This is a genomic window from Pseudomonas brassicacearum (genome assembly GCF_003732225.1).
Lineage (GTDB): Bacteria > Pseudomonadota > Gammaproteobacteria > Pseudomonadales > Pseudomonadaceae > Aquipseudomonas > Aquipseudomonas brassicacearum_E.
The window spans coordinates 59819-78728 of the sequence record NZ_MOBJ01000010.1 but is presented as its reverse complement, the minus strand read 5'-3'; the positions used below and the strand labels follow the sequence as shown (position 1 = coordinate 78728).

Below are 18910 nucleotides of genomic sequence, written 5' to 3'. Positions count from 1 at the left end.
CGCTCCCACAGTTGTTTTGTGGCGCTTGAAATTCAGCTGCGGCCTTCAAGAATCGCTGCATACCCTTCGCGAAAGCTCGGATAGCGCGGTGTCCAGCCCAGCGCCCTGGCGCGGGCATTGCTGCAACGCTTGCTGCCGGTGCGGCGCACGCTGGCGTTGTCGGCCCATTCGGTCACCCCAAGGTACTCGCGCAACCAGCCCACCACCTCTGCCAACGGCGCGGGCGCGTCGTCGACGCCGATATAGCAGTCATCCAGTACGGCACCCTGGTGATCCGCCTTGAGCAAGAAGGCCAGCAAGCCTGCGGCGTCGTCGGCATGAATACGATTGGCATACAGAGGCGGGTCGATGGCCACGCGATACCCCCCGCGCACCTGCGTCAGTAACCGCTCACGACCCGGACCGTAAATCCCGGTCAAGCGCACCAGACTGGCAGGAATGCCGCTGTTTAAAGCGACCTGCTCAGCTTCCAGCATCACTCGCCCGGAATAGCCGTCTGCTTGAGTCGGCGAAGTTTCATCGACCCATTCACCATCCTGCTGCCCATAAACGCTACTGCTGGAAACGAACAGCAGGTGCTTGGGCGCCTGACCGTAGTCGTTCAGCCAACCCAGCACATGCTGCAAGCCCTGGACATAAGCGGCGCGGTAGCCGGCTTCATCGTGATCGGTGGCGGTCGCGCAATACACCAGGTAATCCACCGCACCGACGGGCCAGGTTGCCGGGCAGTCTTCATTGAACAAGTCGCCGGCAACGCCAATAACGCCCTCGGGCAGGCGCGAGATGTCACGCCGCAAGCCATGAACCTCCCACCCCGAAGCCAGCAATTGGACGGCCAGACGGCCGCCGACATCACCACAACCGGCGATCAAAACAGAAGGCGCGGACATCAAAATTCTCCCATCAGAAAGGTACAGGCTAGCCCCGGAATTGGATGTGCGGCTAGCAATCAAAGAAAAAAAGAGACTCTATTACTTTTGTTAACAAGAATTACTTGCAATAATGCCAGCCACTTTTGTTCTCGGCCTACGAGGCCTGGAAGGACATCAAACCCTCTTTTTTTCTCTCAGGTCCGGCCAGCATGACACGTAATCCTCTCTCCGCTTCGCCAACCACGCTTGCTCGTCCAACTCGCGCCCTGAGCGCGGTCGCCGCGCTGTTGTTCAGCCTGCTGCTGGCCCCGACCACCGCATTCGCCGATGAGCCGACTACCGCCACCGCACCGGCTGTAACAGCAGCCTCCGCGCCAGCCGCTCATGCAAACGCCGACCACGCTGCCCCGGCCGTGACGCCCGTCGCCGCCGAAGACGCTGCCGCTGACGCACCTGAAGTCCTCGAAGCCGACAACACTTTGGGCATGGCCCATGACCTGTCGCCGTGGGGCATGTACCAGAACGCCGACATCATCGTGAAAATCGTGATGATCGGCCTGGCTATTGCCTCGATCATCACCTGGACTATCTGGATCGCCAAGGGCCTTGAGTTGCTGGGTGCCAAACGTCGTCTGCGCGGCGAAATCGCCCACCTGAAAAAAGCCACCACCCTTAAAGAAGCCAGCGCCAGCGCGGCCAAGGAAGGCACCCTCGCCAACCTGCTGGTCCACGATGCCCTGGAAGAAATGCGCCTGTCGGCCAACAGCCGCGAAAAGGAAGGCATCAAGGAACGCGTCAGCTTCCGTCTTGAGCGTCTGGTGGCAGCCTGTGGTCGCAACATGAGCAGCGGCACCGGCGTGCTGGCCACCATCGGCTCCACTGCACCGTTCGTCGGCCTGTTCGGCACCGTCTGGGGCATCATGAACAGCTTCATCGGCATCGCCAAAACCCAGACCACCAACCTCGCCGTCGTTGCTCCCGGCATCGCCGAAGCCCTGCTGGCCACCGCACTGGGCCTGGTGGCCGCGATTCCTGCGGTCGTGATCTACAACGTCTTCGCACGCTCCATCGCCGGTTACAAAGCCCAGGTTTCCGATGCTTCGGCAGAAGTCCTGCTGCTGGTCAGCCGCGACCTCGATCACCAGCCGGCCGAGCGCACCGCCTCGCAACCGCACATGGTCAAAGTAGGGTAATCCGCCATGGGCTTGCATTTAAAGGAAGGCGCGGACGACGATCTCGCCGAGAACCACGAAATCAACGTCACGCCGTTCATCGACGTGATGCTGGTGCTGCTGATCATCTTCATGGTGGCCGCCCCGCTGGCCACCGTGGACATCAAGGTTGACCTCCCCGCCTCGACCGCCAAACCGGCGCCGCGGCCAGAGAAACCGGTGTTCCTCAGCGTCAAGGCCGACCAACGCCTGTACCTGGGCGAAGACGAAGTCAACGCCGAAACCCTTGGCGCAACCCTCGATGCGCGAACCCACGGCAAGAAGGACACGACCATCTTCTTCCAGGCCGACAAAGGCGTGGACTACGGCGACCTGATGCACGTGATGGATGCCCTGCGGGCCGCCGGCTACCTGAAAGTCGGCCTGGTCGGACTTGAGACGGCAGCCAAGAAATGATCACGACGCGCCAAAAGCTGACGCGTTACGGCGGTAGCCTGGCCGTGGTGCTGGGCGTCCATGCGGTCGCGATTCTGCTCGCGCTCAACTGGAAGTCCTCGCCGCCTGTCGAGCTGCCGCCGATGGCGATGATGGTCGAGTTGGCGCCGCTTCCGGCCCCCCCGCCACCGGCACCGCCCAAGGTCGTCACGCCGCCGCAGCCAACGGCTCCGGTGGAAGAGCTGCCATTACCAAAACTCGCGGAAGCGCCAAAACCGACGATCTCGGTGCCCAAGCCGGTCAAACCCAAGCCCAAGCCTCAACCGCCCAAGCCTGTGGAAAAAAAGCCTGAGCCGCCGAAGGAAAAGCCGGCTGAGGAGAAACCGAGCGACACACCGCCGACCAACGCTCCGACGGAGAAATCCGCGCAACCTGCCCCCGGCCCGTCGCTGGCGCAGACTGCCGCCAAGGAAAGCTGGCAAGGCACGCTGTTGGCGCACTTGCAGAAGTACAAAAAGTACCCGCCAGCCGCTCAATCGCGTGGCAAGGAAGGTTTGAACCGTCTGCGCTTCGTGGTCGATGCTCAAGGTCAGGTGCTGTCGTACGAACTGGTCGGTCGTTCCGGCAACGCCGATCTGGACCGGGCCACCCTGGAAATGATCCGCCGCGCCCAGCCACTGCCCAAGCCACCGGCCGACATGCTGAAAAACGGCTCGATCGAAATCGTTGCGCCGTTTGTTTATTCCCTGGAAAAACGCCGACGCTAAGACGCAACAGATTCCAATGTGGAAGACTCCCCTGTGGGAGCGAGCTTGCTCGCGATAGCGGTGTAACAGTCAGCGAAGATGTTGAATGTTATCGCCTAATCGTCGGAACGCCGCCCGGAGCAAGCTCGCTCCCACAGGTTCTCCAGCATTTGCAGAAATATCTGCGATCTTCAAAAAAGGCACCGAAAGGTGCCTTTTGCATATCTGCCAGCGCCAAACATGCATTGCCCAGTGTCGCGCTCCTGCCCCAGTCTGATAACGTGCGTCTATCGATTGCAGCCGGTATGCTTGGCCGCATCATCATGGACGCCCGCTATGACCCTCACAGAATTACGCTACATCGTTACCCTCGCCCAAGAGCAGCACTTCGGCCACGCGGCCGAGCGTTGCCACGTCAGTCAGCCGACCCTGTCGGTGGGCGTGAAAAAGCTTGAAGACGAACTCGGTGTGCTGATTTTCGAGCGCAGCAAAAGCGCGGTGCGCCTGACCCCGGTTGGCGAAGGCATCGTCGCCCAGGCCCAGAAAGTCCTCGAACAGGCCCAAGGCATTCGTGAACTGGCCCAGGCCGGCAAAAACCAGCTGACCGCCCCGCTGAAAGTCGGCGCGATCTACACCGTCGGCCCTTACCTGTTCCCGCACCTGATTCCACAACTGCACCGGGTCGCTCCGCAGATGCCGTTGTACATCGAAGAAAACTTCACCCACGTGCTGCGCGACAAACTGCGCAACGGCGAGCTGGACGCGATCATCATCGCCCTGCCGTTCAACGAAGCCGACGTGCTGACCCTGCAACTCTACGACGAGCCGTTCTACGTCCTGATGCCGGCCCAGCACCCGTGGACCGAGAAAGAATCCATCGACGCCAGCCTGCTCAACGACAAGAGCCTGCTGCTGCTCGGCGAAGGCCACTGCTTCCGCGACCAGGTGCTCGAAGCCTGCCCGACCCTCGCCAAGGGCAACGACGGCGCCAAGCACACCACCGTCGAATCCAGCTCCCTGGAAACCATTCGGCACATGGTCGCCTCCGGTCTGGGCATCTCGATCCTGCCGCTCTCGGCTGTCGACAGCCACCACTACGCCCCCGGTGTGCTCGAAGTGCGCCCTCTGGCACCGCCGGTGCCGTTCCGCACCGTGGCCATCGCCTGGCGCGCCAGCTTCCCACGGCCGAAAGCAATTGAAATCCTCGCTGACTCGATCCGCCTGTGCTCGGTGGCCAAGCAGCCAGCGGTTGCGGGTTAAACGTTAGCAATGGCTGAGCTGTCGCAAGTGTCGGTCACGGCACTCAAGGGTGTCGGCGAAGCCATGGCCGAAAAACTCGCCAAGGTTGGCCTGGAAAACCTTCAGGACGTGCTGTTCCACCTGCCGCTGCGCTACCAGGATCGCACCCGCGTGGTGCCGATCGGCCACTTGCGGCCGGGTCAGGATGCGGTGATCGAAGGCACCGTCAGCGGCGCCGACGTGGTCATGGGCCGACGCCGCAGCCTGGTCGTGCGCCTGCAGGATGGCACCGGCGGGCTCAGCCTGCGCTTCTACCATTTCAGCAACGCGCAAAAGGAAGGCCTGAAACGCGGCACCCGCGTGCGCTGCTACGGCGAAGCCCGGCCCGGTGCGTCGGGGCTGGAAATCTACCACCCGGAATACCGCGCCATCACCGGCGACGAACCGCCGCCGGTGGATGAAACCCTGACGCCGGTCTACCCGCTCACCGAAGGCCTGACCCAACAGCGTCTGCGCCAACTGTGCATGCAAACCCTGACCCTGCTCGGCCCCAGCAGCCTGCCTGACTGGCTGCCACAAGAGCTGGCGCGGGACTACCAACTGGCGCCGCTGGCCGACGCGATCCGCTATTTGCATCACCCGCCCGCCGATGCCGATGTCGATGAACTCGCCCTCGGTCATCACTGGGCGCAGCACCGTTTGGCCTTCGAAGAACTGCTGACCCATCAGCTGTCGCAGCAACGCCTGCGCGAAAGCATGCGCGCACTGCGGGCGCCGGCCATGCCCAAAGCCACCCGGCTGCCGGCCCAATACCTGGCCAACCTGGGCTTCCCGCCGACCGGCGCGCAGCATCGGGTCGGCAATGAAATCGCCTACGACATGAGCCAGCACGAGCCCATGCTGCGGCTGATTCAGGGCGACGTCGGCGCCGGCAAAACCGTGGTCGCCGCCCTCGCTGCCTTGCAGGCGCTGGAGGCCGGTTATCAAGTGGCGCTGATGGCGCCCACCGAAATCCTCGCCGAACAGCACTTCATCACCTTCAAGCGCTGGCTCGAACCGCTGGGCCTGGAAGTCGCCTGGCTGGCCGGCAAGCTCAAAGGCAAAAACCGTGTCGCGGCACTGGAACAAATCGCCAGCGGCACGCCGATGGTGGTCGGCACTCACGCCTTGTTCCAGGACGAAGTGCAGTTCAAGAACCTCGCACTGGTGATCATCGACGAACAACACCGCTTCGGCGTACAGCAACGGCTGGCGCTGCGGCAAAAAGGCGTGGGCGGGCGGATGTGCCCGCATCAACTGATCATGACCGCCACGCCGATTCCACGAACCCTGGCCATGAGCGCCTACGCCGACCTCGACACCTCGATCCTCGACGAGCTGCCGCCCGGCCGAACCCCGGTGAACACCGTGCTGGTCACCGACACGCGCCGCGTCGAAGTCATCGAACGAGTGCGCGCCGCCTGCGCCGAAGGGCGTCAGGCGTACTGGGTGTGCACACTGATCGAAGAGTCGGAAGAGCTCACCTGCCAGGCCGCCGAAACCACCTATGAAGACCTCACCGCCGCCCTTGGCGAGCTGAAGGTCGGCTTGATCCACGGCCGCATGAAACCGGCGGAAAAAGCCGAAGTCATGGCGCAATTCAAGGCTGGCGCGCTGCAGTTGCTGGTGGCGACCACGGTGATCGAAGTCGGCGTCGACGTGCCCAACGCCAGCCTGATGATCATCGAAAACCCGGAACGCCTCGGCCTGGCGCAACTGCACCAGTTACGCGGTCGCGTGGGCCGGGGCAGCGCCGCCAGTCACTGCGTGCTGCTCTACCATCCGCCGCTGTCGCAGATCGGTCGTCAACGCCTCGGCATCATGCGCGAGACCAACGACGGCTTCGTGATCGCCGAGAAAGACCTCGAGCTGCGCGGCCCCGGCGAGATGCTCGGCACCCGGCAAACCGGCCTGCTGCAATTCAAGGTCGCCGACCTGATGCGCGACGCCGACCTGCTGCCGGCAGTGCGCGACGCGGCCCAGGCATTGCTGGAGCGTTGGCCGCATCACGTCAGCCCGTTGCTCGACCGCTGGCTACGACATGGGCAGCAATACGGCCAAGTGTGAGCAGTGTCTCAGTTTCTGGGCGATGGTTTTAAACAAGCTGGTTATACTCCTGCAATTGTTTGAAAACGGACACACACCATGACCGAAGTTGCCCTCGCACCCGAAGCCCCGCACGCCCCGTCTGTTATCCGGATGCTGCTCGGCAAGCTGGGCATCAGCTACGCCGAAGTGCTCGATCGCCCGGGCCTCAACCCCGCCCGCAAGGTGCAAGCGGTGTTGCTCGACGACGCCGTCGGCGCGCTCATGGTGCTGTTCCCGCAGAGCCAGTTGCTGGACCTCAACCGCCTCGCAGAACTCACCGGCCGCCGGCTCACCGCCGTGCCGACCGAACGCCTGGAGCGCATGCTCGGCAAACACAACCTGAGCTTTTTGCCCGGCCTGCCGGCGCTCACCAGCTCGCCGTGCCTGTACGAAGAAAGCCTGCTCCGCGAACCGCAGTTGCTGATCAACTCGGGTGAGACGGGCGTGCTGCTGGAAATCGCCAGCGAAGACTTCAAGAGCATGCTGACCAAGGCCAGCGCCGCGAACTTCGGCGAAGCCCTGAGCAGCATCCGCCCGAACCTCGACCGCCCCGACGATGACCGCGAGGAAATCACCCAAGCGGTGCAAGCGTTCACGGCACGGCGTATCCAGCAACGCCTGGAAGCGACCATCGAGATTCCGCCGCTCGCTGAAACTGCACAAAAAATCATCAAGCTGCGGGTCGACCCCAACGCCACCATCGACGACATCACCGGCGTCGTCGAAACCGACCCGGCGCTGGCCGCGCAAGTGGTGAGCTGGGCGGCGTCGCCGTACTACGCCTCGCCGGGCAAGATTCGTTCAGTGGAAGACGCAATCGTCCGCGTGCTGGGTTTCGATCTGGTGATCAACCTGGCGCTGGGCCTGGCCCTGGGCAAAACCCTGAGCCTGCCCAAGGACCACCCGCAACACACCACGCCGTACTGGCAGCAATCGATCTACACCGCCGCCGTCATCGAAGGCCTGACCCGCGCCATGCCGCGCGCCCAGCGCCCGGAAGCCGGCCTGACCTACCTCGCCGGCCTGCTGCACAACTTCGGCTACTTGCTGCTGGCCCACGTCTTCCCGCCGCACTTCTCGCTGATCTGCCGCCACCTGGAGGTCAACCCGCACCTGTGCCACAGCTTTGTCGAACAACACCTGCTGGGCATTAGCCGTGAACAGATCGGCGCGTGGCTGATGCGCTACTGGGACATGCCCGACGAACTGGCCACCGCGCTGCGCTTCCAGCACGACCCAAGCTACGACCGCGACTACGCCGAATACCCGAACCTCGTCTGCCTGGCCGTGCGCCTGCTGCGCAGCCGCGGCATCGGCTCCGGCCCCGACGAAGAAATCCCCGACACCCTGCTCGACCGCCTCGGCCTGACGCGCGACAAAGCCGAAGACGTCGTCAGCAAAGTCCTCGAAGCCGAAGTCCTGCTGCGCGAACTCGCCTCGCAATTCACCCAGGCCTAAAAGCATTCGTCGGATCGCCGCCCGAAGCAAGCCCGCTCCCACAGGGTTTAGGTGATCCCTGTGGGAGCGGGCTTGCTCGCGATGAATCCACCCCGGTCTAACTGACCCCAACTTCACACCTCAATATCATCCCAGGTATCGCACCGCATACCTCTCAAAAGTCCTCGTCCCAAGAACAACAACTTTGTTATCTGGCGTTAACTCGCTGCTTACAGCAGCCAGGGTCCCACTATGGTGGAAGACGACCCAGCCTTCGCCTCCAAACGTCAGATCGAGAGAGCCGTCAAGCTCATAACGCGCGGCCACCAGATAGCCCCCGTCGCCCGATCCAGTCACTATGATCTTTCTGTCCTGCTGCAAAACAATCGTCGAGAAAACCAAATCGGGCAAGAAAGCGGCGTACAAGGGTTGCCCTTTGTTGAAGATAAGATTGAAACCACCATTAGGATTAAGAACAGCTATCAAACCTTCCTTTTCACCACCTTTGCCTGATTCACCAGACGCTACAATCAGACCATTACCACTTACCACCACGGAGGTAATCTTAGACGTTCGGCCATCGGTGCCATTGGGGATGATCACCATTCCCCGCTCACCGAACGAAACATCGAGATTTCCACTTTGGTCATAGCGGCTCAGAAAAGCATTTCCGCGGGGACCCGCAGTCGCGAACGCTCCAGCAACCAGCACACCGTCCCTTTGGAGTGTTAAAGATATGAGGTAAATGTTAGAAGCCAAATCTGGAGTCGGAATCAATACATAACCGCCATTAAAGCTTGTGTCCCGAGAACCATTTTCGTTAAGACGAAACACAATCCCTTCAAAGCCTCTTTTTTCGGTATAAATATGAGCGCTCAAATAGATTTTGGCGTTCTGCTCGGAGACGACTATCCGGTCGCTGCTAAAAAAAACCGCATTACCAGCCACTTCCTCTTCACCGCTATTAATAAACCTGGCGCCCTCTCCAATATCGACACCTGCAATATCCGTAATTTGAATCGTGGCCATACCTGCCTCTCCAAAGGAGGCATCCAGTTGACCGTTTTCCAATAGCCGACATACATACTTTCTGGTGGGAGCCGTACCAGATTCGTAACCCGAGATCAGGTAATTGCCATTTTCCAGCGCAATAATGTGACTTGCCAGCATGGAATATCCAGTAATAGGGATTTCAACCACACCACCGTTCCCAAACGATGGATCAAGCTCTCCCGCCTCAGTTAATCGTGCCACCGTAAGCGGCTCACGGAGGCTGGCGCCTGTAAGAACGATTAGCTTGTTATTCGGTAGGACGGCAATTGATTTCGTCCCCCCCGGCGCTGCCACAACACCACCGTTACCAAAGGACGGATCAAGAGTGCCTGCTGCTTTCGTTCCTGCCATCTGATTCATGACTGTGCTCCCTGAGTGATTGAAAGGATGTCCAGTAGGGCATCTCGACCACAGTTGAGCACGTAGGCACAGCAGCCATAACCTGTCAGAAATGACAGTTAGAATGTCTTCGCGAGCCTGATCACTGACGCAGTGAGCCACCGTATGGGCCTTTTGTGGGAGCGAGCCTGCTCGCGATGAATCCACCCCGGTCTACCTGAAAGACCTCAAGTCTTAGGCTTGACCTTCCTAGGCCTCAAATACTTGGCCAACACCTGGAACCACATCACCAGCGCCGGGTTGCCCTTGATCTGAATCGACTTGTCCTGAATCCCGGTCATGAACGCCAACTGCTTGTTCTTCGCCTGCATCGTGGCAAAACCGTAAGCCGCATCTTTAAAGGCAATCGCAAACGCCGGGGCGGCATGCTCCCCAGCCTTGCTAGTGATGTGCGGATCTTTCACCCGAAATTCTCGGCTACGGAAAATACCTCTTTGAAGGGTACTTGAAGGGCTCTTTCCATCGATCTCGGCCTATGCGCCCACGAAGACAAAAAACAAGCGCCCTGCTATGATTTGACGGCAAATAGAGGGCTTTCCGATGACCCAAACAGCCGCTGTCAGTGTTGCAAGTCAAGTCCGCGAGCTTGCAAAAGATCACAAGGTCACTGCTGAACGTGACGGCATGAGTCGTATGGCCATGACCATTACCCGTTTGGCTGGCGACGTCGTCGAGTTGGATGGCGTTGAACAGTTGCTCGTCAATCTCAAGAAAAAAGGCGTTCTGAGCAAATCCGAGACCCTGGCGCTCCAGGGACGCTACCTTCAGGAAAGGCGTTCCCAGAAACGTAGCGCATGACTTTTGATCCGTTCGGCGATTTCGAAACGGCTGGATACCTTCAAAATTCGCTGCAGCTGAAGGATCCCACTGAAGTAAAAGAGTCAGAGCATTTTTCGTTCGAATTGAGTATCGAAGAGGCACTTGCCTATTTGGCCAAGAAGAAGCCCGTCGACTACAAGACAGTACTCAGCGTTCACAAAATCCTGTTCTCCGGCTTCTATCCTTGGGCAGGAAAAGACCGGAATGAGCTCGTGCCTCACCTGGCAGTCTTCAAAGGCTCACACGACGACCCCAGAAGCACCGTCTTCGAGCACCCGAACTCCATCAAGATGTCTGTCGACTATGCACTTGAGCTGGCAGCAGACAAAAAACATTTCAGAGGCCACCCTGGCGGGGTCATGGGCCAGCTGGCTTTCGCACACCCCTTCCTGGACGGCAACGGGCGCACGATTCTATTAGTCTTCATGGAGCTCTCCTATCGGGCCAGGTTCGCCATCGACTGGTCAAGGACAAGCAAGGACGACTACCTGCGGGCACTCAGCGACGAGATCCGAGAGCCTCGCGAGAGGCATCTCGATAACTACCTGAAACCGTTCATAGTCGACATATCCAGTCGCGACGAGTGGCCAGCGACCATCAGTGGCATCAGGGGCCTCGATGGCCTGGACAAGGAAGGCATCACCTACGCGAGCCTGGACAACCCGGAAGTCCAGCAGATCTACAAAACATACAGAGCACAGCCACTCGACACCCAGGAGCCTCCTGAATCGGATGACTGAAGAGGCGAACGTGCTCGCGGAGAATCTCCGCCTACCTGAAAGACCTCACGCCTTAGGCTTGGCCTTCCTCGGCTTCAAATACTTGGTCAGCCCCTGGAACCACATCACCAGCGCCGGGTTGCCCTTGATCTGAATCGACTTGTCCTGAATCCCGGTCATGAACGCCAACTGCTTGTTCTTCGCCTGCATCGTGGCAAAGCCGTAAGCCGCATCTTTAAAGGCAATCGCAAACGCCGGCTCGGCATACACCCCGGCCTTGCTGCTAATGCGCTGATCCTTCACCACGAAGTGCCGCGCCACCTTGCCGTCCAGCGTCTGCAACTGGAACACCAATTCTTTATCACCCAACTGCTGCTGAAACGCCGGATTAGTCCGACTGGCCTTGCGCATCAGCAAGCCCATCATCCACAGAAGAAAACGAAATTTCATGCTCAAGCCCCAAAAGAAAAATGAACGCTGGCGCAGTGTAGCCGCTTAAAACCAGAACGCCACCGTTGCGCAGCGTTAGCAGAAGATGAAGCGCTTTTTACGCACGATGACCACCAAGTCACACTTCCAAAAGCCCCAAAACCTCCCCCCTGTAGCAGCTGCCGAAGGCTGCGTTCGGCCGCGAAGCGGTCGTAAAACCAGACAACCCGGTCCCGACCCAATCCCCGCCCCATTGGCCTCGGACATTTCCTTCAAGTTGTAGCGGTGTTCGGTAACTATCCCGGCCTGCGAGTCAGGGCTAGTCTCACCCTGTCACCAAAAAACGGTGACACGGACGTGCAAGTCCGCCCTGGAACACAATTGGTTATGGCTAATGACCGAGCATTTTCTTATGCTCGCGAATCGTTATGGCGACTGTGTATGGGAGACCTTCGGGTCTGCTGGTATCTCCGGGCCGGTCTTGCACACCTATGCACAGTTGCCACCACTTTCGAAGCGCAAGCGAAACGGTGTCAGCTCCAATTACCGGAAGACACCTAATGATCAAGCCAACACCAAATCCACCAGAAGACCCAACCACCTCCCCCTACGAATCCCTCGATTCGAAAAAACTCCACGAAGCCGCCGAACGCGCCCTCGACCACCACCTGATCCCACCACGCCACAAAATCCACCTGGCCGACGCCCGCAAAGGCCAACTCTTCATCGTCGCCCCAGACGTCGACACCGACAGCCTCCTGGCCAACGCCTCCGAAGACATCGCCTCCATCAAAGCCATCGCTGGCGACCTCGCCTTCGAAATCGAAGGCTCCCGCCGCAACGTCGCCCTCGCCATCTACCGTATGGCCGAAGGCGCACAACTGCTGATTGACCGCGCCATGGACAACCTCGATCCACCGAATCCGGTGGAGTATCGGGTTAAGAGTTAACAACTAAAAACGCCATCGCGGGCAAGCCTTGCTTCTTCAGGTTGTGGGTCGGTCACAGTTGATGTGGTCGACGCGAATCCATTGTAGGAGCAAGGCTTGCCTGCGATGGCGTCGGTGGGGACGGAATATCATTCCCGCACGAAGCAGAAAGAAGCGGCCCACGTTTATCTTCAAAAATTCGTAACCCGCCCTTAGGGTTCACTCTTCATAGGTATCGCTCCCCAAGGCCAGACCATCAGTTGATTGGCAGATGAAATTGCATTCTGGCGAGGCACCGCGACGTGTCTTCACGCAACAGGGTTCGAGTCATCGCGCAGTGTTTGTTGGCGTACTCGTCCCACTGAGGATTTACACCGGCCGCCAGCACCTGGAATGGCTGACCACTCTGTGCCCCGAGCACGGCGATAACCTTGTAAAAACCATCCCCGACAAAACCGCTCCGCAGGTACACCAGCTCATTGACCCGCGCACTGGTGAGTTGCTTCAAACAGGCAATCCTGTCGATGGGCGCCTCCTGCCCAGGAAAACTGCTTTGATAAACGTCTTCACAGTACTGATCCCTGAAGGTCAGCCAACTTCTCTGGACCGACAGCAAATCAGTTTTCTGAGGGCTGGAAGACTCGCCAACCAGCACCTTGTATTGTTCGTTAAGCATACGGTCCAACCGATCGAGCGCCTGCTGAGAGCAGGTAATGATGTCCGGGTTGGTCAAGCTGTCAGGGTTGCACGTACTCGATGCTACTGCGCTATTGGCTATTAACACAGCAAACAACCCGGCAATAAGGCTATGAACGATCAGGCGCAATATGATGACTTCTCTTAATTATCAGAAATCGAGGAGCAGACCACGTTTCCCCTCAACCAAAATCGTGGCAGGCCCCTAACATTTCTACAAACAACTCCACCTTCTTTTGGTGGTTAGTTAATTCGCTCTATTGCCCTCTTGGGGACTTTGGACTTTTGATTGCTCTTCGCCATGAGATCTCCATACACTTTATATTGCGCCTTGGCCTCTTCTTGCTTACCGACAGCCCAATTAGAATCCGCGAGATTGAGCCAAGCCACCGCTCTTTTCGGGGCAGCCCCGACAATATCGTTCAAAATAGGTATAGAGTCTGCCGCCTGATTATTTTCTTGTAAAAAATAGGCATAGTCGTTTAACGCTGGGATTACCACACCTGCTAAATTTTTATCCGCCAGCCAATTACTCTGATAGTAACCTGCATAAGGAGCCAGTTCAGCCACAGCCTCCGACTTCATTCCTTTCTTATACAAAAATAGCGAATCCTCGTGAGCAAGATTAATCATCTCCGCGTACAAAGACTTATAACCCTCATCATCCCTATGAACTTCTTTATAAATATTTATCAAGCCAGTATCCAAACTACATATCCCGATGTAGTCCACATCACTAATGACTATCGACCCTATACGTTGCTCAATTGAAACTTTTTTCCCTTGTGCCTGCTCATCGTTGTAGCTATTAATTCCAGTACTAATAGGCGAGAGTGCACCACTGAATCCACCCTCTGTCTTTGTCAAATTCGCCCCAATTACACAACTTCCTGCCGTCGCCTCACCTTGGTCATTACCACCCGCCAGAACGAGCAAGGAAATTTTTCCATCAGTTTGTGTTATTGCTGCACTCCCTAATGAAGAGATGTATAGCGATAAATTATTTTGTGCCATCGAAAAACTGGCAAAAAGTAGAGCAAAAGCCAATACCAGAAAATTAGTAACCACTTTCATTTGTCAAACGCTCCTGTGCTTTGGCTTTTTCTGAAACAAACCTACTAGCTACACCTTCTTGTACCGCAATCGAATTCTTCGAAAAATAATACAGCTGACCATTTTTTTCACCGCCGACAATTTTTCTACCCCGCTCATTGTAGATGGCATCGATCAACTTGGTATCGTAGAGTTTTGTTTCCTCATGAGGTATTCCAATATTACTAATTGCATTTACTATTATTGAGGCGCCCGGCCCCTGTTGAACCGCAGTCGACCACACCACATCATTTATAGTGTGAGAGTGGTATCGCAGATCAATACCCGAATCAGTAATAACTTTTTGTATCTGGACATCGAAGTGCGTTACTTTTATGAACTCATGCTCTATATCTATAAACTCTTGACCTTTAGTGTCAACAAGCTCTCTCCACTTATCAGAAAATGCGCTGGAACCGGGTGTTAATCCGGTGAATTCGCTTGTCCACGGCATACCACTCCAATTCACGAATTTTTTTACTGTCCCTCCATTTATTATTGTACCGTCAGCCAATTTTACTTGGCTGGTCATTTGGTAAGACCCGTAGGACACGCCACCGGCATCCCCCGCCCCGCCGGATATAGTTCTTGAGCCTCGACCACCGGTTTCATAAGTACTTGATAACCCACCCAGATCAAAGTCTCGCCTTATACGCGATATGTAGAAATTACCCAAGAGACCTACTGGATGAATGTGCTGCACATTTACATCACCTGTAATTCCATGCTTCCCAACCAGCTTATCCCACCAACTCAAACGCTCAATCCGTGCCTTCTCTTCAACCCATCCCTTATGCGGATCCGAGTCGTTATGCCCCATCAACTCATCTAGGGCATCCCACTTTTCTGACTTGTATTGCCACTCGCTCTCGTAGCGCGTAACCATCTGAGAAATTGGTTGAGAGAACCAAGCCTTGCCGAGAGCCTCTGTTATTTCTTCAGGCTTGAGTTTGCTATCACCATTTTTATCGAGAATTTTATACAACTGCTTCTTCGCAAGACTATCGTCAGCGTTTCCGACGTTTGGCAGGTAAGCAGCACGTTCCTCTTCATTCAGACTTTCCTGCGCATGAAGAAATGCAGCTAAGTGGTCCACATTACTGACGGTTTCTTCGATGAAGGTAAAGCCTTCCCACTCAAAGGGTGAGTGGCGCGACAGCTTGATATCCGGCTCTGAAAACCAACCGCTGATACCGTTGCCATGCTCGTCGGCAAGCAAGCCGTCCAAGCGCCACCAAAGTGTGGTGGTCGTAGAACTACCCATCACAACAGGTACCTTGATTTTTTTATCTGCCGGGAGAGCTTCCAATACACCCACCGGAATAAACAAATCATAACCAGTCTTCGTGCCTGCGTCGGACACCTTGGGGGGATTCGTGGCGCTCATGCCTTGCACATGGGTTATCAGCATGGTGTTTTTGGGGACTTTGACCATCGTTTTGCCAGTGTCAGGCAGACTGATGGCCTTGGGTTTGCTTTGTTCAGTAAACGCCTTGACGTCTTCGCAACTGAACACTTCCAAATGCAGTAAATTCTTCGGTGCGGAGTCCGAGTGATTCTGATATTTCCCTACATGACCAATCAGGCTGCCAGCTTTTATAGGAAATGGTCGCTCCAACAGATGAACCGTATTCTTCTCAGCTGGCTCAACTTTCGTTTCAAGCAAACTCTTCCGGATGTAACCGAGTATCCCGCTGCTAGCGGTCAGAGCGGGAATAGAGCTACCGCTGACAATTTCTATCAGTTTCTGGTATTCAGCATTTGCCCCGTCATTCCCGATTTTTACTTGAGTCCCAATCGGCAAAATGGCCGTTGTGGCGCTTGTCCGGTTAGCACTTGCATGAACGGCAAGGCCTTTTTGGGGCGGGGTCATTTCGTCTTTCGCTGCAACGCCTATGACGTAGCTGTTAGGTGTTGCACCAGCCGTCATTTCTCTTTTGTAGACCCACCCAGTTCCTGGGGGGAGACTGGCATCAGCAGGAGTGACACTCACCACCTTGAGCCAGCCGTGATCCTCTTCACCCGTCTCTACGAGTGTGCCGCGAGGCAATACGGTTAACACATTGCCGTAACCAGGTGAATTCTTCGGCCCCTGTCGAACCCTCAGTCCTAGAATTTTGTCATTAGCTGATGCCTTGACCTGACATGTACCACCACTCCAGAACGCGGGCCGTCCTAAATCGGGGGTTAAACGATAACTGTCCCAATCCAGCAAATGCATATACAGACTAAAAAAGGTCAGACTTGGCCCAGGCGCCGCTGCCGCAGGTTGCGCACCAGGGGCAGGTGCTGGCGCAGGAGGCACGGGAACCTCCAAACGGTGTTTAACCAACACGAAACCTGTTGAAAAGACTGAGTGCGTCGAGCCGAAATCTGATTTTGGATAAACCTCATCAATGCGATAGGCAACCACCTCGCCATCCGCAATGCAGCGGACCTCAGCCTTGTCCCCCACCACCAGACCAGTGGCCTCGTCGAAGTGAACACCACCGTGCCAAAGGCCGTTGGAACCCAATGGGTAGTAACCATCCTTGGCTTTCGCCAATGCCTTGTAATACTGCTGCGGATCCTTCGCTTCTGCCCCCTCTACTTTGAAGGGGTACGACCATCTCTCTACTTTGCTGGTTGTTTCAGTCATTACCAATTACCTGAATCCTGATCCCTGGTGGCTTGGAGTGCCGTCGGTGTCTGTTAGCCGGAAAAATTGAGCATTCGTTTCGGTTTGCGTTTGATCTGTTCCTCAGGCGCATTCCCCAACGCCTGATCCATCAAACTCCCCGCCTTATCCTTATCCGCCGCCCCCGGCAGCACCGGCGGCTTAATACCAATCCCCGTCCCACTCCCCGCCGAGCCCCCAGCATTAATCTTCACAACAGGCCCAACGACCGTCACGCCACCGGCATCCAGCTTGATAAAACTCCCACCGCCCTTGATGGTCAGTTCCGAGTCTGCCTCGATGACCATTTTGTCGCCGGCCTTGAGGTGGATTTCTCTTCCGACGCTGGTGAGCTGCGCGGTGCCGAGTTTGATGTGTTGGTTCTGGCCGATGGTCAGGTGGTCGTCCATCCGCGTTTCGACTTTGCGGTCGGCAATGGTGGTGCGGTGTTCTTCGGCTTTGAGTTCGGTGTAGGTGTTCTTTTCGACGGTGTCGTGGCGTTCGTTGCCGACGCGGATTTTCTGGTCGTGTTCGATGTTTTCATCCCAGTCGCGCTGGGCGTGGATGAAGATTTGTTCGGCGCCTTTTTTGTCTTCGATGCGCAGTTCGTTGTAGCCGCCACCGCCGGGGGAGCTGAGGGTTTTGAAGACGGTGCGGGTTTTGTTCGCCGGCAAGGCGTACGGCACCTGGTTTTCGGTGTGGTACAGGCAGCCGGTCACCAGCGGTTGGTCGGGGTCGCCTTCGAGGAAGGTGACGAGCACTTCCATGCCGATGCGCGGGATGGCGATGGCGCCGTAGCGGTCGCCGGCCCAGCTGCTGGAGACGCGCAGCCAGCAGCTGGTTTTGTCGTCGGCCAGGCCTTCGCGGTCCCAGTGGAATTGCACTTTTACGCGGCCATACTGGTCGCAGTGGATTTCTTCACCTTTGGGGCCGGTGACTTGCGCGGTCTGGCTGCCGAGCACTCGGGGTTTTGGGTGCAGCAACGCCGGGCGGTAGAACACGTCCCACGGGGTGGCGAGGAAGCGGTTGCGGTAGCCCTGGTGGAAGTCGTCCTTGTTGGCGGTGGTGTCGCTGGTCACCGACTCTTCGAGGACTTGCGGTTGCTTGCCTTCGTGGATGACTTCGGTCAGCAGCCAGAGGTCGTTCCACTCGGTGCGTGGGTGATCGGAGATTTCCAGGAAGTGGCCGCTAACCAGGGTGGTCTGGTCGCCATGGCCTTCGGCTTGCTGGTAGTCGGCGCGGTGGCGTTCCAGCGCCCGCTGGCTGAGGAACTTGCCGCGTGCGCGCTCGGTGAAACGGCCCGGATAGTCGTAGTCTTCCAGGTCCGGCTCGTCGCTTTTGCCATCGGGTTTGTAGGCCGCCTCCAGTTGCAGGCGCGGCTTCTCGAAATCGTAGTCGCGGCGCGTGGTGCGGTTGGTGCGGGTTTCCAGGCGCAGGGTGAAGCCTTTGATCACCGGCTCGTCGGCGACCATGCCGCTGCCCTGCACGTAGGCGGTGGGCTGGCCGAGTTTCGGGAACACGGTCTGGTCGTCGCCGAACACCAGTTTGTGGCCCTTGGCGTCGTGCTGAAAGTGGTAGTGAATGCCCTCTTCCTCGCACAGCCGCTGGACGAAATGCAGGTCGGTTTCGTCGTACTGCACGCAGTAGTCGCGATCCGGGCACGGTTGGCTCAGCTGGAAGCTGTAGGCGTTGCCCTTGATGCCGTGTTCTTCGAGGATCAGCGCGATGATTTTCGGCGCCGACATCTGCTGGTAAATGCGCTGGTTGGTGCGGTGGCGCAGGTATTCGAGTTGCGGCACCAGCGACACTTTGTAGCGGGTCAGGCGCTTGCCGGCATCGCCTTGGGCAACGCGGTAGATCTGCCCGTGAATGCCACTGCCTTTGGGATCGAACGCCAGAAACGCCTGCTTGTGCAGCAGCGTCTCGAGGTCCAGATCGGGGTTTTCGCTGACCAGTTCCAAGTCAAAACGAAAGGTCTGGCTGATGCCTTCGGTGCCGGTGAACGACAGCACTTGCAGGTCACCCTGGAAGTCAGCCACGGTCAGGCTGAAATGGGTTTCGTTAGAAGGGTTGAACATTGCTTGCTCCCT

At 57.5% G+C, this 18910-nt stretch carries 16 protein-coding genes and 1 pseudogene; 9 read left to right on the top strand and 8 right to left on the bottom strand.

The window, feature by feature from the left end; genetic code table 11:
- Window positions 1–32: 32 nt before the first annotated feature.
- The gene (locus BK659_RS16940; RefSeq protein ID WP_123426165.1) at window positions 33–890 is read right to left on the bottom strand and encodes an SDR family oxidoreductase; all 858 of its coding nucleotides are present in this window, start codon (window positions 888–890) and stop codon (window positions 33–35) included.
- Window positions 891–1081: 191 nt separating this feature from the next.
- On the opposite strand from BK659_RS16940, the gene exbB reads away from it, so the two are divergent.
- From exbB to BK659_RS16910, 6 genes are all read left to right on the top strand, one after another.
- Window positions 1082–2065: a tonB-system energizer ExbB gene (exbB, locus tag BK659_RS16935; RefSeq protein WP_123426326.1), complete on the top strand. Its 984-nt coding sequence runs from the start codon at window positions 1082–1084 to the stop codon at window positions 2063–2065.
- 6 nt (window positions 2066–2071) lie between these two features.
- The gene (gene exbD / locus BK659_RS16930; protein WP_054594656.1) at window positions 2072–2500 is read left to right on the top strand and encodes a TonB system transport protein ExbD; all 429 of its coding nucleotides are present in this window, start codon (window positions 2072–2074) and stop codon (window positions 2498–2500) included.
- Window positions 2497–3246 (top strand): energy transducer TonB family protein, encoded by a 750-nt coding sequence (locus tag BK659_RS16925; protein WP_123426164.1) that lies wholly within the window; start codon window positions 2497–2499, stop codon window positions 3244–3246. Before exbD ends, BK659_RS16925 begins: the two co-directional genes overlap by 4 nt.
- A 315-nt stretch (window positions 3247–3561) precedes the next feature.
- Window positions 3562–4485 (top strand): hydrogen peroxide-inducible genes activator, encoded by a 924-nt coding sequence (locus BK659_RS16920; protein WP_123426163.1) that lies wholly within the window; start codon window positions 3562–3564, stop codon window positions 4483–4485.
- A gap of 9 nt (window positions 4486–4494) precedes the next feature.
- Window positions 4495–6570 carry an ATP-dependent DNA helicase RecG gene (gene recG / locus BK659_RS16915; protein ID WP_123426162.1) on the top strand — a complete coding sequence of 692 codons (2076 nt, stop codon included), beginning with the start codon at window positions 4495–4497 and terminating at the stop codon, window positions 6568–6570.
- A 78-nt stretch (window positions 6571–6648) separates the two neighbouring features.
- Window positions 6649–8049, top strand: coding sequence for an aminoacyl-tRNA deacylase and HDOD domain-containing protein (locus BK659_RS16910; RefSeq protein ID WP_123426161.1), 1401 nt, complete (start codon window positions 6649–6651; stop codon window positions 8047–8049).
- A 126-nt stretch (window positions 8050–8175) separates the two neighbouring features.
- Here BK659_RS16910 and BK659_RS16905 read toward each other — a convergent pair whose 3' ends face one another.
- Together BK659_RS16905 and BK659_RS16900 are read right to left on the bottom strand one after the other, a co-directional pair.
- Complete coding sequence (locus BK659_RS16905; RefSeq protein WP_123426160.1) at window positions 8176–9441, bottom strand: NHL repeat-containing protein; 1266 nt, start codon at window positions 9439–9441, stop codon at window positions 8176–8178.
- A 206-nt stretch (window positions 9442–9647) separates the two neighbouring features.
- Window positions 9648–9899, bottom strand: a pseudogene (locus tag BK659_RS16900) (helicase); the annotation flags it as partial.
- Between the two features lie 121 nt (window positions 9900–10020).
- Between BK659_RS16900 and BK659_RS16895 the strand changes: the two are divergent.
- Both BK659_RS16895 and BK659_RS16890 read left to right on the top strand, forming a co-directional pair.
- A complete protein-coding gene (locus BK659_RS16895) occupies window positions 10021–10278 on the top strand; it encodes a hypothetical protein (RefSeq protein ID WP_123426159.1) in 258 nt (85 codons plus the stop codon).
- Window positions 10275–11039, top strand: a complete 765-nt coding sequence (locus BK659_RS16890) for a Fic/DOC family protein (protein WP_123426158.1) — start codon at window positions 10275–10277, stop codon at window positions 11037–11039. Before BK659_RS16895 ends, BK659_RS16890 begins: the two co-directional genes overlap by 4 nt.
- A 45-nt stretch (window positions 11040–11084) precedes the next feature.
- Here the strand turns inward: BK659_RS16890 and BK659_RS16885 are convergent, their stop codons facing one another.
- A complete protein-coding gene (locus BK659_RS16885) occupies window positions 11085–11468 on the bottom strand; it encodes an SCP2 sterol-binding domain-containing protein (RefSeq protein ID WP_071552775.1) in 384 nt (127 codons plus the stop codon).
- A 539-nt stretch (window positions 11469–12007) separates the two neighbouring features.
- Here BK659_RS16885 and BK659_RS16880 point away from each other — a divergent pair.
- On the top strand, window positions 12008–12397 hold the full coding sequence (locus tag BK659_RS16880) for a DUF6124 family protein (protein ID WP_123426157.1): 390 nt from the start codon (window positions 12008–12010) through the stop codon (window positions 12395–12397).
- Window positions 12398–12632: 235 nt separating this feature from the next.
- Here the strand turns inward: BK659_RS16880 and BK659_RS16875 are convergent, their stop codons facing one another.
- From BK659_RS16875 to BK659_RS16860, 4 genes are all read right to left on the bottom strand, one after another.
- The gene (locus BK659_RS16875) at window positions 12633–13202 is read right to left on the bottom strand and encodes a lysozyme inhibitor LprI family protein (protein ID WP_123426156.1); all 570 of its coding nucleotides are present in this window, start codon (window positions 13200–13202) and stop codon (window positions 12633–12635) included.
- A 113-nt stretch (window positions 13203–13315) separates the two neighbouring features.
- A complete protein-coding gene (locus BK659_RS16870; RefSeq protein WP_123426155.1) occupies window positions 13316–14146 on the bottom strand; it encodes a tetratricopeptide repeat protein in 831 nt (276 codons plus the stop codon).
- Window positions 14130–16802, bottom strand: a complete 2673-nt coding sequence (locus BK659_RS16865; RefSeq protein ID WP_259740275.1) for a VgrG-related protein — start codon at window positions 16800–16802, stop codon at window positions 14130–14132. Before BK659_RS16865 ends, BK659_RS16870 begins: the two co-directional genes overlap by 17 nt.
- A 53-nt stretch (window positions 16803–16855) precedes the next feature.
- On the bottom strand, window positions 16856–18898 hold the full coding sequence (locus BK659_RS16860; RefSeq protein WP_123426154.1) for a type VI secretion system Vgr family protein: 2043 nt from the start codon (window positions 18896–18898) through the stop codon (window positions 16856–16858).
- Between the last annotated feature and the right edge of the window lie 12 nt (window positions 18899–18910).

Excerpts from the sequence above, each read along its gene's own strand:
- BK659_RS16940 (WP_123426165.1), bottom strand. The coding sequence starts at position 890 with ATGTCCGCGCCTTCTGTTTTGATCGCCGGTTGTGGTGATGTCGGCGGC.
- exbB (WP_123426326.1), top strand. The coding sequence starts at position 1,082 with ATGACACGTAATCCTCTCTCCGCTTCGCCAACCACGCTTGCTCGTCCA.
- exbD (WP_054594656.1), top strand. The coding sequence starts at position 2,072 with ATGGGCTTGCATTTAAAGGAAGGCGCGGACGACGATCTCGCCGAGAAC.
- BK659_RS16925 (WP_123426164.1), top strand. The coding sequence starts at position 2,497 with ATGATCACGACGCGCCAAAAGCTGACGCGTTACGGCGGTAGCCTGGCC.
- BK659_RS16920 (WP_123426163.1), top strand. The coding sequence starts at position 3,562 with ATGACCCTCACAGAATTACGCTACATCGTTACCCTCGCCCAAGAGCAG.
- recG (WP_123426162.1), top strand. The coding sequence starts at position 4,495 with ATGGCTGAGCTGTCGCAAGTGTCGGTCACGGCACTCAAGGGTGTCGGC.
- BK659_RS16910 (WP_123426161.1), top strand. The coding sequence starts at position 6,649 with ATGACCGAAGTTGCCCTCGCACCCGAAGCCCCGCACGCCCCGTCTGTT.
- BK659_RS16905 (WP_123426160.1), bottom strand. The coding sequence starts at position 9,441 with ATGAATCAGATGGCAGGAACGAAAGCAGCAGGCACTCTTGATCCGTCC.
- BK659_RS16895 (WP_123426159.1), top strand. The coding sequence starts at position 10,021 with ATGACCCAAACAGCCGCTGTCAGTGTTGCAAGTCAAGTCCGCGAGCTT.
- BK659_RS16890 (WP_123426158.1), top strand. The coding sequence starts at position 10,275 with ATGACTTTTGATCCGTTCGGCGATTTCGAAACGGCTGGATACCTTCAA.
- BK659_RS16885 (WP_071552775.1), bottom strand. The coding sequence starts at position 11,468 with ATGAAATTTCGTTTTCTTCTGTGGATGATGGGCTTGCTGATGCGCAAG.
- BK659_RS16880 (WP_123426157.1), top strand. The coding sequence starts at position 12,008 with ATGATCAAGCCAACACCAAATCCACCAGAAGACCCAACCACCTCCCCC.
- BK659_RS16870 (WP_123426155.1), bottom strand. The coding sequence starts at position 14,146 with ATGAAAGTGGTTACTAATTTTCTGGTATTGGCTTTTGCTCTACTTTTT.
- BK659_RS16865 (WP_259740275.1), bottom strand. The coding sequence starts at position 16,802 with ATGACTGAAACAACCAGCAAAGTAGAGAGATGGTCGTACCCCTTCAAA.
- BK659_RS16860 (WP_123426154.1), bottom strand. The coding sequence starts at position 18,898 with ATGTTCAACCCTTCTAACGAAACCCATTTCAGCCTGACCGTGGCTGAC.